Raw genomic sequence first — 21,585 nt, 5'->3', positions numbered from 1 at the left:
TTATACTTTAAAAATTAATTTGTTTCTGTAGAATATCCATAAAATAAATGTCCAGATGGCGACATAAGTTATTGCACCAGCCAAAGAAGCTGTCATTGGATTACTAAAGAATGGTGCAATTCCAGAATAGTATAAATAACTTAAAAGATTGGTTTGCTCTTCTGGATTACTCGGATTTTGGAATCGAATCATAGTTAATGCTTGCGGGATAATTTGAGAAGCAAAGAAAACAATCATCGGATTAACTCCCCAAATGACAAAAAGTTTAAAGCCTTTTTTGTATTCCTTAATGTCGATTAAATAATATAAAATCGTTAAACAAATAGTAGCCAATCCGGTGGTAAATAAAACGTAACTGCTAGTCCAAATTGACTTGTTTATAGGGAAAACCAAATCCCAGATTAATCCGAAAAAGATGAGCAAAGTGCCAATCATTCCCATTTTTTGAGCTTTCTGAATTTTGGTTACACTAAGCAATAAAATCTGTCCGATAAATAAACCGATAATTCCATTTACGATTGATGGTAAAGTGCTTAAAATTCCTTCTGGATCCCAAGTTTTTGTTTCGTGGTAATTATGTCCTTTTAAAAGAATACTGTCGACCCACGCGGCTAAATTAGTTCCTCTTTCTAAATTTGCTTCTCCAAATCCTGGAACCGGAATTAAAGTCATAATAGCCCAATAGCCTAATAGTAAAACGGCTCCAGTGATAATTTGTGTTTTTAAAGCTGTTTTTAAATACAAAAGAGCCACAACAAAATAAACGATGGCAATGCGTTGTAAAACTCCTGGAAGTCTTACATCTTGATAATTTTCAAAACCTCCGTAAGCTAAAATGAGATATACTAATAGTATACCAACAGCAAAGATATTTTTAAGTCGATTATTAAAATTACCCATTAAAGCATAACCAACGGCAATGGTAATAGCTAAACGACCAATAAGAAGCGGAATTCCGTCTAATCCAAAAAGTTGAATTTTTCCAAAGAAGTTAAAGAAAATCCCTAAACAAAACATTCTTAAAGAACGGATTAATATTTTATTGAATGTGGTATTGTCGTATGTTTTTTCAGGCATTGCGAGCGGAACTGCAACTCCCATTATAAAAACAAAAAAAGGAAATACAAGATCGGTTGGTGTACAGCCATTCCAATGTGCATGTAGAAGCGGCGGATAAACATTGCCCCAGTCTCCTGGATTGTTTACAATTGTCATCAATAGAATAGTCAGTCCGCGAAAGACATCAAGCGAAATTAGGCGTTCTCTTACCATTTGGTTAGTTCATTAATAGGTTATAAAAAATATAATTCTATTTGGTTTGAGAGAAGCAATAATGTCGGAGATGTGCTGGTTATTTGTTCCTACATTATCGCTTTGAATTTCTAAAGATAATTATTTTAGATTATTATGATATCAAAATTGTGTTCTAAAGGTTTTAAATTCTGAATTAAAAGCGGAATCAACTGTTCTCCTTTTTCTAAATAAAATTCAGAAAAATTAGTCTGACGTTCCTGTAGACTATAATTTGGAAATAATTCGCACTGTAAATCTGTAACTCTTTGTATTTGATCCTGAAGTTTTCTTTTTTGTGCTTTTAATAAACGTTTTTCCAGATTTTCTAAACCTTTTTTTTGTTTGACCTCTTGTGCTTTTACAGCTCCTGAAAAGGATTTGTCTGTTTTTTCAGCCAATTCAAAAAGATAAGCAAATTGTTTTTCAAGAGCTTCTTTTTGTGCTGTTAAATCAATTGGAAATGGAGAAAGTTTATGTGTAATTTCATTCACTAAATTCTCTGATTTACTGAATAAATCTTTCCATGATAAGTTTAAATTATCAGCTTTTTTAGCTTGTTTTTCGGTTGCTAAAAGAACTGAATTTCGAACTAATAAAATAGGAAACGTAATATTTACAGCTTCAAAGAAACCTTTTAATTCTAGCCAATAAGCAATTTCTCCGCCTCCGCCAATGTAACAAAGATTAGGTAAAATGATTTCCTGATACAACGGACGCATTATGACATTAGGACTAAATTTCTCGGGATTACTCTCTAATAATTTTAAAATTTCTTCTTTAGAAAATGAAATCTTGGTATTGTTAACGATGTACTTATCATTTTCAAAGATGATTCTTTCGCGCAGTTTGTCTTCAATATAAAATAAATTAATCTCACGAGGATTGACCTGAACGTTGTAATCTGAAAGTGATTCTATTGACTTTTGAACCGTTTTAAAAGAAGTTTGATTTTCTAACTCTTCTTTTACAAACGGAATAAAAGCGCGTTTCAAATCTGCGTCGTCTGCGTCTATAATCACCAAACCATAACTTGCGAAAAGAGTATTGGCTAAATAACGCGTTGCATCGGCTAGATTTTCATGTTTTAAATAAGCATCATCGAAAAGCTTTTTCAATGCATTGGCATTGGTGCTTGAGCCTAATTCTTTAGAATAAACTTCAAATAAATCGTCTAATCCATTTGTAGATAATCTTCCAACTGGGCCGGTACTTTCGGCATTCCAACGGATTTTTTTTCCTTTAAAATTAAAATAATTAATTTCTTCAAAATCGTGATCTTCAGTTGCCATCCAGTAAACTGGAACAAAATTGTACGAAGGATATTTCGATTTTAATTCTTTAGTTAAATTAATGGTAGAAATAATTTTATATAAGAAATACAAGGGACCGCTAAATAAGTTTAGCTGATGCCCAGTTGTAATAGTAAAAGTATTTTCGAGTGCCAAAAGCGCAACGTTTTGTTTGGTCGAATCTGATATTTCAATATTTTGATATTGCTTTTGTAAAGTATTCACTAAAGCAATACGATTGTTATGATCAAAATTGGCGGCTTTTTCGGCAATTTGTTTTTCGAAATTTTCGATAGTCGGGAAATTGTTGTACAGCGGTTTTAACTCTGGTTTCTGATCTAAGTAATCCTGCATTAGTTTAGAGAAATATCCAGAAGATTGAAAGCTGATACAGTCGGTAGGCATAATTTTAAATTTATTTTTGACAGCTGTAAATTTAATGAAAATATACAGTTAAAAACGATATTAACAATTGCTTAAGAATTGCTGTTTTCATTTTTATTTTAAAGTTCCCATAATCAGGTTTTTGTAAACGGTAAAAGAATAGTTTTTAAAAGTGTAAAATGCAGGTATTTTGTTAAAAATAGGAAAGTGTTTTAAAACTAATTTGTCTAAAGATGAATTATTGATAATGAAACCATATTTTTGTAATCAAAAAAAAAGTTATATCTATTTTACATGAAAAATGACCCAAATAAAAAGAACTCTTTAAAACATGTTCTTTTTGGAAGCCTTATTGGTACCACAATCGAATTTTTTGATTTTTATATTTATGCCAATGCAGCTGTATTGGTTTTTCCTCAATTATTTTTTCCTAGTTCAGATTCTACAATGGCAACGTTAGAATCCTTAGCAACCTTTTCTATTGCGTTTTTATCACGCCCGTTAGGTTCTGCATTTTTCGGACATTATGGCGATAAAATCGGACGTAAATTTACCTTAGTTGCGGCTTTACTAACAATGGGAATTTCTACAGTTACGATCGGGTTTTTACCAAGTTATGCCAGTATTGGCGTTGCTGCTCCATTATTGTTAATGCTTTGCCGATTCGGACAGGGCGTTGGTTTAGGAGGAGAGTGGGGAGGTGCTGTTTTGCTAGCTATAGAAAATGCCCCGCCACATAAACGTGCTTGGTACGGAATGTTTCCGCAATTGGGTGCACCAATCGGATTATTGCTTTCTGGAGGAACTTTCCTTTTGCTAACAGATTCCATGAGCAACCAAGATTTTATGGATTACGGTTGGAGAATTCCTTTTATTGCCAGTGCATTTTTGGTAATTGTTGGGTTTTATATTCGAACAAAAATTACAGAAACACCTTCATTTGAAAATGCTAAAAAACATGAAGAAGAAGTAAAAGTTCCTTTTTTAGAACTTGTCAAATCATATAAAAACCAATTGATTTTTGGGACATTTGCAGCCATTACAACATTTTTGGTTTTCTATTTAATGACTGTATTTACATTAAGTTGGGCGACTTCGGACCTTGGAATTGTAAAGAGAGATGGATTACTGATCCAATTGTTTTCGGTCTTGTTTTTCGCTTTGTTTATTCCGGTTTCTGCTGTTGTGGCAGATAAAATAGGCCGTCGCAGAATGCTTATTTTAGCTACAGGAGCGATTGCACTTTTCGGATTTTTCTTTTCTTACTTTTTAAGTTCAGGAAATATTGTTTTGGTTACCATTTTTGCTTGCATTGGAATGTCTTTAATGGGCTTTACATATGGACCTTTGGGAACTTTCTTATCAGAGTTGTTTCCCACAAATGTTCGTTATTCTGGAGCATCTTTAACTTTTAATATGGCAGGAATTTTAGGAGCTGCTTTTGCTCCAATGATTGCGATTTGGCTGGCTAAAACATATAGTGTGAGCTATGTCGGCTTTTATTTAGTTGCCGCAGCACTTATATCTTTAGTCTCATTTTTGGTAATTAGTAAAGACGAACATAAATTTTAAAGCAAGTTGTTGATATAGATTTAGAAAGCAGTAATGTAAAAAATTACTGCTTTTTTTTTGTTTATTTAAAAAGTATTTAGATATTTGTCTAAATATTTAAATGTTATGAATGAAATTTTTAAAGCATTAAATGATGCTACTAGAAGAGAGATTTTGGATCTTTTAAAAGAGAAAGATTTGTCTGCAGGAGAAATTGCTGATGCTTTCAATATTTCTAAACCAAGTATTTCTCATCATTTAGATATTCTAAAAAGAGCTGATTTAATTACATCTGAAAAAAATGGGCAATTCATCATTTATTCCATCAATACCACCATTATGGAAGATGTTTTGCAATGGATACTAACCTTTAAACAATAATAAAAATGAACCTAGAATTTAAAAAAGAACTTCCTATAATTGGAATTGTTTTGATCCCTTTCATTTATTTAGCAACGGTTTGGAATAGTCTTCCCGAAATAGTTCCGGTACATTGGAATTCTAAAGGCGAAATAGATGGATGGGGAAGTAAATTTACTTTGATTGTAATGCTTTTCATGCTTCCCGTTTTGACTTACGTAATTCTGTCGGCGATTACAAAGATTGATCCGAAGAAAAGAATTTCTTTAATGGGAGGAAAGCTGTATCAGCTTAAATTTGTTTTGGTTCTTTTTATGTCACTTTTGGCTTTGTTTATTGTGTACAGTACTAAAAGTCAATCTGTTTCTAGTCCGAGTTTTGTTTTCGCATTAGCAGGGGCTTTGTTCATGATTTTAGGCAACTATTTTAAAGTGATTCGACCGAATTATTTTATCGGAATAAAAACACCATGGACTTTGGAAAGCCAGGAAGTTTGGAAAACCACGCACTTGTTTGCTGGAAAGCTTTGGTTTATCGCTGGTTTAATTATTATTCTAGGAAGCTTAATTTTTGAAAGTGATATTTTCTCTAAAGTATTTTTGACAATTGTTTTTAGTATTGCAATTGTACCGATCGCGTATTCTTATTTAAAATATAGAAGTTTAAAAAAGAAAGGAAGTTTATAAAATCGATTTGATTATGATAAAAGTAATAATTGTTCTCGTAGAATTGGTAATGCATTACATTATAAAGTTTTAATAAGAAAGGTTCGTGTTTCAATACGAACCTTTCTTATTAGTACTCATTATCTTTTTAAAGAAAAATGTCCTCTAAATTCTTTGCCATCAAACTTAATGGCTGTAAACCAATAATCTGATGCTGGTTGAAGTTGACCAGTATAAGTTCCGTCCCAGAAAGCATTAACATTAAATTCTTTTAATAATTTTCCGTAACGGTTAAATATTCTAATAGAAGAATTTGGTGCTAAATAATCAGGATCTATTGACCAAGTGTCATTAAAACCATCGCCATTTGGAGTGAAGAATTTTGGATAAGGAAGTTCATCAACTAAATTAATACAGTTACCTACTGTTGCTTCCAAAATGTGTATGGTTACAGGAATTCTGTCGCTTTCACAATTACTGATTGTTTGAGAGGCGTAATAAGTAATTCCGTTTTCAAGTGAAGTAGATTCTGGTAAATTATTTACTGCAGAAGAACTCTCATACCATTTTATGTTTTGTCCGATAATATCAATATCACTGATTTTTGTGTTTTTTTGAATACAAAATTGCTGTGGCGAATCGGAAATTGGAATCTGGGTATCTTGGATTTTTACAGAAATAGACACCCTTTCGCTTTCACAATTATTTAGTGTTTGAGTCACATAATAATTACGACTTTCTAATAAAGTTGTTTCTGGTAAAATATTTCCATTTACTAGAGAATCATACCATTTTAGAGAAGTTCCATTTATTGCAAGATCTTCAATTGTTGCAATTTGATCAATGCAAAACTGCTGATTGTTACTTCCTGTTGGTACTGGAGTGTCATAAACATGAACCAAAATAGGTACTCGATCGCTTTCACATCCAATGGTTTGAGATACATAATAGGTTCTGTTATTTTCTAAAACAGTTGTGTTTGGTAAAACAGCTGCAGAAAAACTGGTATCAAACCATTTGATATTTTGCCCTGTTATTTGAATGTCATTTAAGGTTTTGTTTTCTTTCTTGCAAAAGGATTGTTCTGGACTTCCCGATGGAACAGACGGTGTATTAACAATAGAAACAGTAACTCCGAATCTAGGACCTTCGCAATTATTTATGGTTTGAGAAGCGTAATAAGTTTTGCCGTTTTCTAATGCAGTTGTTTCGGCTAATAAAGATCCGTTTATTGAGGCATTGTACCATTTTATAGAAGTTCCTGTAATTTCAATATTTGAAATAGTTGCATTCTGAACTGAGCAAAACTGCTGATTTGCATTTCCGGTTGGAACTGAAGTGTTTTGAATTACAATTGTAACCGGAACTCGTAAACTTTCACATCCATCAATGGTTTGTGATGCATAATAAGTTACGCCATTTTGAAGAAGAGTTGTATTGGTTAATAACGTTCCTGCTGTTATCGCATTATACCATTTGATATTTGAACTTGTAGACGTAATATTTTCCAAAGTTGCATTTTGTTGAATGCAAAAGATTTTAGGATTTAAGTTTTCTGGCGTTGGAATAGAATTAACATACGTTATCAAAGTTACTTTTACACTTTCAGAAATACATCCATTGGCATTTTTTGTTTTTATGTAATATTCACCAGGATTCAAAAATGAAGAGATTGAGCTAGAAGTCCAATTTGCGCCATTATCAAAACTGTATTCTGAAGCAGAAGTTAAAATTGTTATTTTTCCTTGATTGTTAGTGCAATTTGGCTGTATAGTACTATAAGTTGGAGTTTCAGGCATATCTGTTGGTGCATTTATTTGAACTGAAACGGCTTCAGACTGACATCCAGCAGCATTTTGAATTTTAATCTTATAATTGCCAATAGCTAAATTTTCGGAAATCGGACTTGTATTCCATGTTCCTCCATTATCAAAACTATATTTTGAAGCTAGTGTGGTAATCGTAATTTTACCAAAAGGATTAGTACAGCTAAGAGGTTGAGAAACTGTAAAATTTGGATTTGTTATTGCATCTAAAGGAGGATTAATAATAACTTTAGTAGAAGCTGATGGACAACCAGTAGCACTTTTTTTAATTTTTACAAAGTAAGTGCCTGTTGCCAAATCAGTTGCTCTCGAATTAGTAGTCCACGTAAGTCCATCATCAAAGCTATATTGATATGCACTTGTTGATACTGTAATAGTTCCTTTCGCAGTTGTACAACTACTTGGTTGTTGAACAGTAACATTTGGCTGTTGAGGCGAAGGATTTGAATTATTTAGAGAAATGTATGTTGAATTCGATTCACATCCTAATGCGCTTTTTATTTTTAAATAATAACTATCAGGAGGTAAATTAGAAAAAGTAGAGTTAGTTTTCCAAGTATTACCATTATCTATACTATATTCAGAAGCGGTTGTAGTAAAAGTTATGCTGCCTAAAGATTCGCAATTAGGATGTATTATAGAGTATAATGGTGGGCTAAGGTAAAATTTTGGGATATAAACATTTTGCGGATAAGATTCACATCCTAGTTCGTTTTTTATCTTTACTGAGTAATTACCTTCATCTAAATTTAAAGCCGTTGGATTAGTTGTCCAAGTTTCTCCATTATCAAAACTATAAAACGCACCTGGAGTAGTTATTGTAATACTTCCTCCAGTTCCACATATAGGAGGTGTTGTAGTGTAATTTGGTCTAGGTAAATAAAAATCATACAGTGTTACAACTCTCCACCAAGACTCACAACCTAAATTATTTTTAACGATTATGGCATAATTACCAGGAGATAAATTGGTGGCTGTGTTGTATTGACTCCAAGTTCTACCATTATCAAAGCTATATTGATCAAATAGGGGATCTATTGTAATACTTCCTTTATTTTTTGATTCACAAGTAGGTTGAGTTAATTGAATATTAAAATTAGATAAATACTGTTCAGTGAAATTCACAGAATACAATGTTTGTGAGATACATCCAGATTCATTTTTTATTTTAGGATAATAAAAACCAAGCGGTAAATTTGTAGCGGTTGGATTTGTACCCCAAGTCTCACCACCATCAAAACTGTAAAATGGTGCTGGTGTAGTAATAGTTATAGAACCTCCTTTGCCACAGCTAGGATAAGTAGCTTGGTACTCGACCTCTCTTAATCTAAAAGGAGTGAATTCAACTACATGATTTCCTGATTCACATCCTTCTTTATTTCTTATTCTTAATTGATATTTAAATCCTACAGGAAGATTTGAAGCTGTTGGGTTAGTACTCCAACTTAAACCACCATCAAAACTATACAAAGCGGCTGACGTCGTAATGGTAATACTTCCGGTAGCATTACTATCACAAGTTGTTGGTTGCACTATTGTATAATTAAGAGTATTAAGGTAATTGAGGTTAAGATTAAACCAATTAGATTCACTTACACAGCCTGCTTTATTTTTAATCCTAAGAGATCCACTTACGCCACCATTAGGATATCTAGTAAGATTTGGATTCGTACTCCATGTTGCTCCATCATCAAAGCTATAAAAGGCAGCAGGAGTAGTTATGGTTACAATTCCAGGAGTCGTACAGGTAGGTTGTGTCGCTAAAAATTCGGGACGTCCTAAATAGTAAGCATTACTTATACTGGCAATTGCATAATTTGATTCACAGCCTAATTCATTTTTTACTTTCAAGAAGTAAGTTCCATAATTTAAATTAGAAATTTTTGGGCTCGAACTCCAAGTTGCTCCCCCGTCAAAACTATAAGACGCAGCTGGAGTTGTAATTAAAATACTCCATTTTGATTCCGTTTCACAATCGGGATTTATTATTTTAAATGTAGGTTCAGGAAGATAGAAACCAGGCAAATAGGCATATACAAGATCGGATTCACAGCCTAATTCATTTTTAATTCTAATACTATAATAACCCGAAGGTAAATTAGCAGCTGTTGGATTTGTTGTCCAAGTTTCTCCATTATCAAAACTATATTCAGATGCGGGGGTAGTAATAGTTATACTGCCATTTGTCGTACAGGTAGCATTTGTTGTGCTATAAGTGGGTTTAGATATATAAAAATTTATTTTAACTGGATAGACTTCAGATTCACAACCTAGCTCATTTTTCGTTTTAACTAAGTAATTACCAGGTGGTAAATTATTAAAAGTAGGTGTCTCCTGCCATGTTTGTCCGTTGTCAATACTATAATTTTTTGAAGGCTTTAAAAAAACAATGCCTCCAGTATTACTACAAGTACTGGGTTGAGTAATTCTAACTTCCGCATATGTTTTAGAAAATGGATAAAAATAAATTTGATTAAAATAAGGTTTCGATTCACATCCAAATTCATCTTTAATTCTAACATTATAATAACCAGAAGGTAAATTGGTTGCCGTTGGATTTGTTGTCCAAGTTTCTCCATTATCAAAACTATATTCTGATGCAGGACTAGTAATGGTAATACTACCGCCCTGATTACAGGTAGGTTGAGTTGAAGTATAGGTTGGGGAATTAATATATGATGTAAAAAGCATGACGCTTTGAGCATAGGATTCGCATCCGCTACTGTTTTTTAATTTAAGTAAATAGTTTCCAGGTGGTAAATTTGTTTTGGTAGCACTGTTTTCCCAAGTCAAACCATTATCAAAACTAAATTGTGATCCTTGGGTTGTGATAGTAATAGTTCCGCCAGTACGACAATTTGGTTGGATAATCGAAAATGTTGGGCGGTCTAATAATATTGGGGGATTAATGGTTACAATTGTAGGTGTAGAAATACAGCCCGAGGCAGTTCTTGTTTGAACATAATATTTGCCATATTCTTTTGTGGCAAAGTTGGCATCTGTTTGCCATACCAAATCTTTTGTGACATAGTTATCATCTGAAAGGAAAGGCAGGCCTTTATCAAAACTATATTCTATTCCTGGGTCGTTAACTTTAATATAACCATTTATATCTTGACAAGTAGGCTGAACTACCGTTACAGAAGGATTAAGAATTGAATTGTTTACAGTTAATTTTGAACTTATAAAGCAATCATTTCCATCTGTAACTTTTACACTATATTCTCCTAAATTTGCTTTAGCTGAAGCAATTGCATAAGTTTTATTAGTTGCTCCATTTATGGCTATTCCGTTTTTATACCATTGAAAAGTTGTTGCTAAATTCATGGTTTTATTTAGGTTAGCAGTCAGTATTAAATCATTATTGCAGAAATTGCCGCTTTGAATGATAGTAACACCAAAATTTTCAGTAGTATTTAATCTTAAATTATCATATAAGAAAGAAGGTTCATAGTCAGTGTTAAATGATGGAGGCAGTATCTTTTCTGGACCCAGCATTATTGCGTTAATAGCAGCATTTGCAGTAAAACTAATTGTTATTTCTCCCCAAGTAGTCTGAGGCTGGTATAAAACTTTTCCAATTTCAATCCAAGATGAATCAAACGAATTTGGGTCTGAAGTCGTATATAATGGTAGATTATCTTTATTGGTACATCCATAAAGTGTTACGTAAGTAGGCGCTAAGAAATTAAAATCAAAACGTTTACTTAGATTAGTTGTTTCGATACTCATCAAAGTAGCGATATTCAGGGTTAACTGATAGTTGGTTCCAGGATTTAATGGGCTTGATAATTTGGTAGCGATATATTCTTTTTTACCATTTTTGTATACTGCCCTAAAAATTCCTTTACCATCGGGGAAATTTTGAAGATTTTTACTGTAAATAGTATTAAAAAGAAAACAGTCTTTGTTTAAATAATCTGGGGCTGGAATTGTTCCTTTTGTCCAATAAGGGGTTGGTGGAATGTCATCATAGCCTGGAGGGCAATTTGTTTTTTCTTCAAAAGAATGATTTTGTAAAATGGAAATAGTATTATTACAAATACAATCTTCATCATTTAAGTCTATTTTTCCATCACCATCGTCGTCAATGCCGTTATTACAATTTTCTTGAGAATAACAAAATATTGAAAAAAACAAAAAAATAAAAAGTAATTTGTGTTTCATAGATTTCTTTTGGATAGTGACAAATGTAATTAAATATCTACAAAATAAAACTAAATTTTAAAGCTCTGGCTATCACAAAATCTTTTTGAAAAAAGTCCTCAATAACCCGTATTTTTGCAAAAAAATAATTCCCTTTTGAAAACAAAACTTTTTGTAATTACGCCACCTTTTACGCAACTGAATACACCGTATCCGGCAACGGCGTATATAAAAGGTTTTCTAAATACTAAAAATATCGAATCGGTTCAGGCTGATTTGGGTATTGATGTGATTCTAGAACTGTTTTCAAAAAAAGGATTGATTAACTTGTTTGAAGTTTCAAGTTTCAGGTTTCAAGTTCTTGACTCTGAGATTTCAGATAATTCGAAACGAATTTTTGCTCTCCAAGATGAATACATCAAAACGATAGATTCTGTTATTCAATTTTTACAAGGAAAAAATCCAACTTTGGCGTTACAGATTTGTCAAGAAGATTTTCTGCCAGAAGCTTCTCGTTTTGCGCAATTAGAAGAACTCGATTGGGCTTTTGGAACAATGGGAACTCAGGATAAAGCCAAACATTTGGCAACTTTATATCTCGAAGATATTTCAGATTTTATTGTAGAATGTGTCGATGAGAATTTTGGTTTTAGCCGTTATGCAGAACGTTTAGGACGAAGTGCTAATTCTTTTGATGAATTGTATGCCGCTTTGCAAAAAGAACCAACTTATATTGATTCTATTTTAATTTCGCTTTTAAAAGCTAAAATTGAAGCGGTAAAACCAACTTTGTTTTTAATTTCTGTTCCCTTTCCGGGGAATTTATACAGCGCATTTCGCTCTGCACAATGGGTAAAACAAAACCATCCTGAAATTAAGATTTCGATGGGAGGTGGTTTCCCAAATACCGAATTGCGTTCGCTTTCTGATAAACGTGTTTTTGAATTTTTCGATTTTATCACTTTAGACGATGGAGAAGTTCCGATTGAAGAATTAATTTTTCATTTAGAAAATCCCGATTCTGATTCTTTTAAAAGAACTTTTTTATTAGAAAATGGAGAGGTGGTTTACAAGAATAATTCTTTAAAGCATGATTATAAACAAGCTTACGTAGGAACGCCAGATTATTCCGATTTGCCTTTGGATAAATACATTTCGGTTATCGAAATCGTAAATCCGATGCACAGAATGTGGAGTGATGGACGTTGGAATAAACTCACCATGGCGCACGGCTGTTATTGGGGAAAATGTACTTTCTGTGATATTTCTTTAGATTATATAAAAGTTTATGAACCTGTTGCGGCAAGTTTGCTTTGTGATAGAATAGAAGAATTAATCGAAAAAACAGGTCAAAACGGATTTCATTTTGTGGATGAAGCTGCGCCACCTGCTTTAATGCGTGCTTTGGCGCTTGAAATTCTAAAAAGAAAATTGGCTGTAACGTGGTGGACAAACATTCGTTTTGAGAAAAGTTTCTCTAAAGATTTGTGTTTATTATTAAAAGCTTCTGGCTGTATCGCAGTTTCAGGAGGTTTGGAAGTTGCTTCAGACCGATTATTGAAATTAATTGACAAAGGCGTTACAGTCGAACAAGTTGCAAAAGTAACCCGAAATTTTACCGAAGCCGGAATCATGGTTCACGCGTATTTAATGTACGGATATCCAACACAAACGATTCAGGAAACGGTTGACAGTTTGGAAATGGTGCGTCAATTGTTTGAAGCAGGCGTTTTACAATCTGGTTTTTGGCATCAATTTGCTTTGACGGCTCACAGTCCAGTTGGATTGTATCCGGAGAAATTTGGTGTGACCAAAAAAACAGAAACGATTGGAACTTTTGCCAACAACGATATTGAATACAGTGATGCCACAGGAATAAATCACGATAAATTCAGTTTCGGTTTAAAGAAATCACTTTTTAATTTCATGCACGGAATTTGTTTTGATTACGAATTGCAAGATTGGTTCGACTTTAAAATTCCGAGAACCAAAATTCATCCCGATTTTATTTTTAATGCTTTAGAAGAGCAAAATGATTTTAATACCAAACCTAACGCAAAAGTAGTTTGGCTTGGAGGTAGACCTTCTGCAGAAATTTTTACCAAATCAAAAAAAGGAAGAAGCTGGGAAATGATGGCTTTGACTTTCCACGATAAAAAAGAAAGTTTTGATATTCAAACCAGTAAAGAAGAAGGTGAATGGCTGATCTCGATTTTATCTAAAATTTCGATTTCAAATGGCAAAAATTTTACTTTTCAGGAAGTCAAAAATGATTTTGAAACTGAATTAGAAGATTTTGAACTGTTTTGGTATTCTAAACCAATCAATACTTTACGTGAATTTGGTTTGTTGATACTTTAATATTCAAGACATTCGCCATCTTTTGGAATAGCAGTTTTACTTAAAAGACCATGATCTGAAAGCGCAGATTTTAATTGTAATCTCGTAGTTGGACAATGATTTAAAGCTTCAAGATGATTGGCTAAAACCTTTCCTGGTGCTAGTGTTACGAATTTCAATATATCATCTATTCGCATTAATAAAGGCTGTCCAAAATCTAATCGGGCTGTTCCGCAGGCAACAACTGAAATATCGGGTTTTAATTGCGTTAAAACTTTCTCGACATCTTCTGTAAAAATCGTGTCAGAACTAATATATATAGATTTTTGATCGGCCAATTCAATAAGAAATCCCATTACATTTCCCATTAATTTAGCCACAAATCCGTAACCATGTCTTGCTGGAATTCCAGTGATTTTTCCATCCAAAAATTTTTGTGGTTCCCAATATTCTAAGGTTTGAATTACGCTTAATCCTCGCTGAACAAGTGCTTTTTCATCTTTAGAGCTACAAATTACAGGAATGCTTTTTCTTCTTAAAAAAACTTCACCAGCCTTATCAATATGATCTGGATGTAAATGTGTAATCAAACAATGTGTCACACGGCTTAAAATATCACGGCTATTTTTCGGCAGTGCAACCAGCGGATTTCGTTTTGGTTTGTATCTGAAAATAGTAAAAGGAGGAATGGTTTTTCTCTTACCTAACATTGGGTCAACTAAAATGACATGCTTTTCTGTCTCAATAACCAAAGTGGCATTTCGCAAATGATGTAATTTCATATCCAGTAAAATTAGATATTAAAAATACAAAGTTTTTTCAAAAAGTGTTTACAGATTTTTCTTTATTTTTAACAGAATTGATAGTATTGAATTTATGTATTTACAAGAAGGTTATCATACTTATTTTATCTATATTCTTACGAATAAAGCGAAATCTGTTTTTTACATAGGTGTTACAAATAATCTCAAAAAAAAGATTATTAGAACATAAGGAAAATATTTTATTAGATAAAAATACTTTTGCTTCAAAGTACAATGTCGAATTTTTAGTTTATTATGAAAAGTTTACTTGGATTCAGGAAGCAATTGCAAGAGAAAAAGAATTAAAGGGTTGGAGGCGAGAAAAGAAAATAACTTTAATTAAAACTATGAACCCAGATTTGGAGTTTTTGGAATATTAAAGACAAAGTTTTTGACGTCTTACAATCAACGTCTAGTTTGTCATTCCGACGGAGGAGGAATCTCCGCAAGCAGCTCGTCAAAGATTCGTGAAAAACTGCACGGAATAACATCGTGGAGATTCCTCCTTCGTCGGAATGACAAACTTTATGGTTACGTTATGTTTAAACAGTAAAAAGTTGTGATTTACCCAATAGAAAATCGAAACCCAATTCCGTGTAGGTTTTCAATCGAAATGCCTTCTTCGTTTGCTAAGATTTTACGCAGACGCGAAATAAAAACATCCAAACTTCTTCCCATAAAATAATCATCGGTTCCCCATAAAGAAGTTAGGATTTGTTCCCGTTTCAAAACAGAATTTTTATGGTCCAAGAAAAGTTTTAATAATTCGGCTTCACGTTGTGTCAATCCTACTTTTTCGTCGTCATTATAAAGAATAAAGTTTTTGGTATCAAACTGATATTTCCCTACTTCATAAATCGTTTTTGGAGGCGGAATATTTTTCTGTGAACGTTTTAAAAAGATTTCAATTTTTAAAAGTAATTCTTCAATACTAAAAGGTTTTACCAAATAATCATCGGCACCAAGACGTAAACCTTTAATTCTGTCTTCTTTTAAGGTTTTGGCAGAAAGAAATATAATTGGAACATCAATATCTATTTTTCTGACTGCAGCAGCTAAATCAAAACCATCCATTTTGGGCATCATAATATCAAAAATGCAAATATCGAATTCCTCTTCTTCAAAAATTTTAAGCGCCGATTTTCCGTCAGAACAATGCATTACTTCATAATTGTTTTGTTCCAGATTATCTTTTGTTAGAAACGCAAGAGTTTCATCATCTTCGGCATAAAGTATTTTGAAATTTCTCATTTTTTATAAGGAATAGATAAAGTTATAGTGACACCTTTTTCTTGATTATTTTCGGCTTTTATTTTCCAATTTTGCAGACTGCAGATTTCTTTTACATAATATAAACCAAGTCCAAATCCGTTTACTTCGTTGCTTTTCTCGTTTTGAACACGGTAAAACTTATCAAAGATAAAGGATATTTTTTTTGGAGTAATCCCAATTCCGTTATCAATAAATTCCAATTTTAAACAGTTGCTTTCTTCTGTAATTTTAATTTTAATTTCAGGTTTTTCGTTGCAGTATTTTACGGCATTATCCAATAAATTATAAACTAAATTACCAAAATGGAAAGAATCTGTTTCTAATAAATATTCGCAGGAAATTGTTTCAATTGAGATAGAAGCTTCAGGATATTTTAGTTTAATATTTTCTATAGCTTCCTCAATTATCGGAATAATTAAAATGCTTTCTTTTTTTAGTTCTAAAGGCGTATAATCTGATTTTGCAATGTTTAAAATCTTTTCGATATGTCCATTAAGTTTATTTCCCTGATTGATAATAATATCAGTGTAAGTAAAGAGTTTTTTATCTTCTTTGATAGGTTTTTGTTCAATCAAATATTTCGATGCAATCAGAATCGAAGCTAATGGCGTTTTAAACTCATGCGTCATATTATTGATGAAATCACGCTGTAATTCTGAATATTTTTTTTGTTGTAAAAGTTTAAAAATAGAATAAACATAAATCAGCAAAATCAGAATTAAAGCTGTAGAAAGAATAAACCAAAAACGCATGGAACTAAATAAATAAGTAGTTTCATTTGGAAAGCGAACAGCGAAATAATAAACCAGTGTTTTATGTTTAGGGAAGTAAACTGTTTTTTTGCATTCTGCTTTTTTCTTCGAGAGTGAAATATAATCGCCATAAACCATTTCGTCACTTTGGCAATTATACATGGCATATTCAAAATCGGTTGTAATGTTCATTTTTTTGAATTCCGTTTTTAGGTAAAACTCTAAAATATCGGGTTCAAATTCGTTATCGACATTTACAATGTAATAATCATTGGCAATTTTCTGTACAGGATTTTGCGCAGGAAGTTCGTGATTGGTTCCTTCGTATAATTTTTTAGCCACTTCAAGCAAAGCAATATGGGCTTTTTGACTCAGTTTTTTTTGTTCAATTGTAAAAGCCTCTTTTGTCCATAGCAATTGCGCCACCAGAATACTAATGATGGCTATCAATCCTAAGAGAATGATACTGTTGAGTTTATTGATTTTCAAGAATAAAAAATTTTAAAAGTGTAATATTAATCAATTTTAGCCTGAAAACAGGCGATTAACAAGTCATTAACAAACGTTTGAAACCAGTTAACAGCGAATAGATTTTGTCTGAATTACCTTTGTAATATAAATATGAACTATAAACCATTTTAAATATATCCGTTATGAAAATGATTAAAATTTCGATGTTAGCTTTGGCTTTAGGCTTAATGTCTTTTTCGGCAATTGCTCCGGTAAAATCTTTAGTTTCAGAAACTGCAATTTCAGAAACTACAGCTTCTACAATTGTTTGGAAAGCAGAAACGATTGATGTTGGACAAATTCCACAAGGAACTCCAAAAGCAATTGTTTACGAATTTAAAAACACAGGAAAAACTGCTGTAGTAATTACAAACGTTCAAGGATCTTGCGGATGTACAGCTACAGATTACACAAAAGAACCAGTTCAGCCAGGTAAATCTGCAAAAGTTACTGCGACTTACAATGCTGCAAACAAAGGTGCTTTTACAAAAACGGTGACTGTAACGACTAGTGCAGAAACAACACCAAAAATCCTTACTCTAAAAGGTACGGTTATTTAAGATTTTTAATAGGTTGGTTATATGGCGAAAGCTCCAGACATGAAAATTGTTTGGAGCTTTTTTTGTTTCTATAAATGAGATTTTTATTTAATAGAATTTTTTTTACTTTTAATAAAAATTCCTACTTATGAAAATTTGGTATACGCCCTTAATTGCAGTTGTTTTTTTTGCTGTTTTTTCGTGTAATTCGAAAGCAGATAAGAAAGATGAAAATGCAGTGAAAAAAGTTGAAAAAATCCCAGAATTAAAACTTACTATTGATACAACTCGCATTGCAAAGTTTTACGAAAGTTATCCGAAACTGACAAAATATAAAACAGATGTAACTTCCTTGTATCAAAAAAATAAATCAACTCAATTGTGGCAAGACAATAAAGGAGTTGTCGAATTTGGAAACACCTTATTCAATCAATATAAAAATTTGGATCAGGAAGGGTTAAAAGCCAATTATCCTTATAAAGAAGAACTGAATTCGGTTTTTGAAAATAATCCAGCCAAAAAATTATCTAAAGAAGATACCGATTTACTGCTTTCAAACTTGTATTACTATTATGCAGAAAAAGTATATGCAGGTTTTGATGAAAAAACGAGTATTTCTATGGAATGGCTTTTGCCGAGAAAAAAGTTCAATTATCAAGTCCTTTCTGATTCTATTTTTAAAAAATCAACCATTTTGGATGATAAGAAGAAAAAGATGTTCAGTCAGTATTACAAACTTCGTGACGCCCTTAAAGAATACAGGGAAATAGAAAAAAATGGCGGCTGGAAAACTATTGAAGCAGGAGAAGATTATAAAGCTTTGAAAGTTGGCGATTCCTCTGATGTTGTTGTGCAGATTAGAGAAAGACTTTTTGTAACGAAAGATCTTAAAGAAGATACTAAAAGTGCGGTTTGCGATACGACTTTAATAAAAGCAATGAAAAACTATGAAGTTCGTCATGGCTATACGCCAAAAAACACCATTTTATTAGAACATATTAATGATTTAAATATTCCGGTTTCAGATCGAATAAAAACGATTATTGCGAATATGGAACGTTGCCGCTGGATTGATCCCGAATTGGAAAAAGGTCAAAAATACATTGAAGTAAATATTCCAGAATTTAAATTGTATATCATTGAAGACGGAAAAATCGCTTTTACATCGGCAGTTGTGGTAGGAAAAGCGATGACCAAAACTGTAATTTTTAGTGGGATGATGAGCAATATTGTTTTCAGCCCATATTGGAATGTACCACCGAGTATTATCAAATCGGAGATAAAACCTGGAATGGCGAGAGATAAAAACTATTTACAAAAGAAAAATCTGGAGTGGAATAATGGTTCGGTTCGTCAGCTTCCGGGAAAAAATAATTCTTTAGGGTTAGTGAAGTTTTTATTTCCAAATTCAAGTAATATTTACCTGCACGATACACCTTCGAAAAGTTTGTTCGAAAGAGAAAGCCGAGCATTCAGTCACGGTTGCGTACGTGTGGCAAAACCAAGAGAATTGGCAATCGAATTATTAAAAGTAGATCCACAATGGAATCCAGCCAGAATTGATAAAGCCATGCACGCAGGAAAAGAAAGCTGGTACACTTTGAAGAAAAAAGTACCTGTTTACATCGGTTATTTTACCGCTTGGGTAGACCGCGAAGGAAATCTAAACTTCTACAAAGATATTTACGGAAGAGATGAAAGCTTGATTAAATTACTGACTGAGGAATAGATTTAAAGTTTGCCACGAATTACACAAATTTTCACGAATTACAATTTTTAATTTGTGAAAATTTGTGCAATTTATGGTTTGAAAATAAGGCCACAGATTAAAGGATTATAAAAAAATCTGTGTCAATCTTTTTAATCTGTGGCTAAAAATAAATTCGCGTAAATTCGTGTAATTCGTGGCAAAAAATAAATTTGTCGCTAACAAAAAACTTATTCCGATAAAACATCCACGCATTTATAAAAACGTTTGGTGTAATGTTCTGTATCAAGCGCTGTTATGGTAACTTGCTGTGCTTTTCCTGATGAAGCGTGAATAAATTTCGACTGCATTCCGTTGGCTTCGCAGATAATGCCAACATGACCTATAACATTTTTATTTTTATATCCATAGAAAACCAAAATATCTCCCACTTTAAAATCTTCTGGTTTTAATGTTTTCCCTATATTTTTATATCCGCTTGAACTTCGAGGCAAGGTTTTTCCAAAATTGCTGAAAACATAACTCACAAAACCCGAACAATCAAAACCTTTTTGCGGATTACTGCTGGCGTATGTATAACGAATTCCTAACTGTTTTTTTGCAAAAGCAATAATAGAATCACGATTGATTTCAGTTTGAAGTTCAGAATTTTGAACGACTATTTGAGGTTCCTTCTTTTTTAGGTTAAAAGAAGAAAATAAAATAATAGGCAATAAAAATAACAATAGGGGCGATTTCATTTTTTTAGTCTTAAGTAAATTGAAACGCTAAATATAAACCGTTATTTTATTTTAAAAAGAACAAAAACACCCTAAAAAGTACGAATAAGTATTTTTAGCATCCAAATGATGTGTTTATGTGGTGTTTTTTTATTGCATTTTGACATTTTAGTATCTTTTTAGATATTTCCTTTCTAATATATTTGTGAATCGTATTTATATTTAACAAATAAATTATGTTTCCCAAAAAAATAGCACTTTTAATTTCGTTTTTGCTGATTTCGATTGTTTCGACTTCCCAAACTCTAAATTCAAATAAAACTTTCTTGTATCAAGGCAGAGTAGAAAAATTACAAAATGATAATGTCATTTTAATTGGAACTGCGTCTTCGGTTTCTTTCAATTTTACAGGAAAAGAATGTTCGATTTTACTTCAAAGTGTAGATGCTTACGAACATCATAATTATGTTTCATTGGTTTTAGACGGAAAGTATATCGGAAAGATTAGAATTGAAAAAGGAGCACTTCAAACTTTTCCAGTAAAAGTTACTTCAAATCAAAAAGAACATCGTTTAGAAATCTATAAAAATACAGAAGCCCATACTGGCGGGGTCTTGTTTGCTGGAACTACCGCAAAACTGACTTCAATTTCATTTAAAAAGAAAAAGAAAATAGAATTTATCGGAGATTCGATTACGTGCGGAGCAGCGAGTGACGGTTCTGATATTCCTTGCGATAAAGGAGAATATTACGATCATCATAATAGTTATTACGCTTACGGGCCAACACTTTCCAGAGCAATTGGAGTTGATTATTTAATGAGCTGTGTTTCTGGAATCGGAATGTATCGCAATTGGAATGATGAGAATAAAGAGGAAGTAATAATGCCTGATGCTTATCCGAATTTGTATTTGACGAAAGACAATTCGAAACCGAAATATGATTTTGCTTTTCAGCCAGATATTATCAGTATAGCTTTAGGAACAAATGATTTTTCTGGTGGCGATGGTAAAAAAGAACGCTTGCCTTTTAATCCTGAAAAATATGTTTCCAATTACATCAATTTTATAAAAATGTTGTATAAACATAATCCGAATGTGCAGATTGTGATAACCAACAGTCCAATGGTTGGTGGCGAAAAAGGAGTTGTTTTTGAAGATTGTCTGAATAAAGTTAAAAACGCTTTCGCGGATGATAAAACGCACAAACCAATTTTGATTTTCAAATTTAAACCCATGACGCCACACGGTTGTTTGGGACATCCAGATGTTGCAGATCAAAAAGTGATGGCAAACGAATATGCACCATTTTTAAAGAAGTTGCTAAATGAAAAATAATATCTATAAGTTTGTTTTCTTTTTATTGATTTCCAGTACTATGATGGCAAACGTTTCGCTTCCGAATATTTTTAGTGACAATATGGTTTTA

The 21,585-nt window shown here is 32.4% G+C and carries 14 protein-coding genes and 1 pseudogene; 8 read left to right on the top strand and 7 right to left on the bottom strand.

Features of this window, described 5'->3' with window-relative positions; genetic code table 11:
* Together VGE71_RS17095 and bshC are read right to left on the bottom strand one after the other, a co-directional pair.
* The gene (locus VGE71_RS17095) at nt 1–1,272 is read right to left on the bottom strand and encodes an acyltransferase family protein (RefSeq protein WP_331139397.1); all 1,272 of its coding nucleotides are present in this window, start codon (nt 1,270–1,272) and stop codon (nt 1–3) included.
* 125 nt (nt 1,273–1,397) lie between these two features.
* A complete protein-coding gene (gene bshC, locus VGE71_RS17090; protein WP_331139396.1) occupies nt 1,398–2,987 on the bottom strand; it encodes a bacillithiol biosynthesis cysteine-adding enzyme BshC in 1,590 nt (529 codons plus the stop codon).
* A gap of 273 nt (nt 2,988–3,260) precedes the next feature.
* Between bshC and VGE71_RS17085 the strand changes: the two genes are divergently transcribed.
* The 3 genes from VGE71_RS17085 (at nt 3,261) to VGE71_RS17075 (ending at nt 5,563) form a co-directional block, all read left to right on the top strand.
* Entirely contained in the window at nt 3,261–4,538 is a 1,278-nt protein-coding gene (locus VGE71_RS17085; RefSeq protein WP_331139395.1) for an MFS transporter, read from the top strand.
* Between the two features lie 105 nt (nt 4,539–4,643).
* Entirely contained in the window at nt 4,644–4,898 is a 255-nt protein-coding gene (locus VGE71_RS17080) for an autorepressor SdpR family transcription factor (protein ID WP_144218385.1), read from the top strand.
* A gap of 5 nt (nt 4,899–4,903) precedes the next feature.
* Nucleotides 4,904–5,563, top strand: a complete 660-nt coding sequence (locus VGE71_RS17075; RefSeq protein WP_331139394.1) for an SdpI family protein — start codon at nt 4,904–4,906, stop codon at nt 5,561–5,563.
* Nucleotides 5,564–5,682: 119 nt separating this feature from the next.
* Here the strand turns inward: VGE71_RS17075 and VGE71_RS17070 are convergent, their stop codons facing one another.
* Nucleotides 5,683–11,535 carry a T9SS type B sorting domain-containing protein gene (locus VGE71_RS17070; protein ID WP_331139393.1) on the bottom strand — a complete coding sequence of 1,951 codons (5,853 nt, stop codon included), beginning with the start codon at nt 11,533–11,535 and terminating at the stop codon, nt 5,683–5,685.
* A 135-nt stretch (nt 11,536–11,670) separates the two neighbouring features.
* Between VGE71_RS17070 and VGE71_RS17065 the strand changes: the two genes are divergently transcribed.
* Nucleotides 11,671–13,875 (top strand): B12-binding domain-containing radical SAM protein, encoded by a 2,205-nt coding sequence (locus tag VGE71_RS17065; RefSeq protein WP_331139392.1) that lies wholly within the window; start codon nt 11,671–11,673, stop codon nt 13,873–13,875.
* Here the strand turns inward: VGE71_RS17065 and VGE71_RS17060 are convergent.
* A complete protein-coding gene (locus VGE71_RS17060) occupies nt 13,872–14,636 on the bottom strand; it encodes an MBL fold metallo-hydrolase (RefSeq protein WP_331139391.1) in 765 nt (254 codons plus the stop codon). The two genes, VGE71_RS17065 and VGE71_RS17060, sit on opposite strands and share 4 nt — an antisense overlap.
* A gap of 94 nt (nt 14,637–14,730) precedes the next feature.
* Here VGE71_RS17060 and VGE71_RS17055 point away from each other — a divergent pair.
* Nucleotides 14,731–15,037, top strand: a pseudogene (locus tag VGE71_RS17055) (GIY-YIG nuclease family protein).
* 184 nt (nt 15,038–15,221) lie between these two features.
* On the opposite strand, the gene VGE71_RS17050 reads toward VGE71_RS17055, so the two are convergent.
* Complete coding sequence (locus VGE71_RS17050) at nt 15,222–15,908, bottom strand: response regulator transcription factor (protein ID WP_331139390.1); 687 nt, start codon at nt 15,906–15,908, stop codon at nt 15,222–15,224.
* A complete protein-coding gene (locus tag VGE71_RS17045) occupies nt 15,905–17,170 on the bottom strand; it encodes a HAMP domain-containing sensor histidine kinase (protein WP_331139389.1) in 1,266 nt (421 codons plus the stop codon). The genes VGE71_RS17050 and VGE71_RS17045 overlap by 4 nt, the downstream gene beginning before the upstream one ends.
* 164 nt (nt 17,171–17,334) lie before the next feature.
* Between VGE71_RS17045 and VGE71_RS17040 the strand changes: the two genes are divergently transcribed.
* Nucleotides 17,335–17,751, top strand: coding sequence for a DUF1573 domain-containing protein (locus VGE71_RS17040; protein WP_331139388.1), 417 nt, complete (start codon nt 17,335–17,337; stop codon nt 17,749–17,751).
* Between the two features lie 127 nt (nt 17,752–17,878).
* Complete coding sequence (locus VGE71_RS17035; protein WP_331139387.1) at nt 17,879–19,459, top strand: L,D-transpeptidase family protein; 1,581 nt, start codon at nt 17,879–17,881, stop codon at nt 19,457–19,459.
* 209 nt (nt 19,460–19,668) lie between these two features.
* Here VGE71_RS17035 and VGE71_RS17030 read toward each other — a convergent pair whose 3' ends face one another.
* Entirely contained in the window at nt 19,669–20,178 is a 510-nt protein-coding gene (locus tag VGE71_RS17030; RefSeq protein WP_331139386.1) for a C40 family peptidase, read from the bottom strand.
* 215 nt (nt 20,179–20,393) lie between these two features.
* On the opposite strand from VGE71_RS17030, the gene VGE71_RS17025 reads away from it, so the two are divergent.
* Entirely contained in the window at nt 20,394–21,494 is a 1,101-nt protein-coding gene (locus VGE71_RS17025; RefSeq protein WP_331139385.1) for an SGNH/GDSL hydrolase family protein, read from the top strand.
* The last annotated feature ends 91 nt before the right edge of the window (nt 21,495–21,585 follow it).

Origin of the sequence: Flavobacterium sp. (genome assembly GCF_036405015.1) — a bacterium.
Taxonomy (GTDB): domain Bacteria; phylum Bacteroidota; class Bacteroidia; order Flavobacteriales; family Flavobacteriaceae; genus Flavobacterium.
This window is presented reverse-complemented; position numbering and strand designations above follow the sequence as displayed.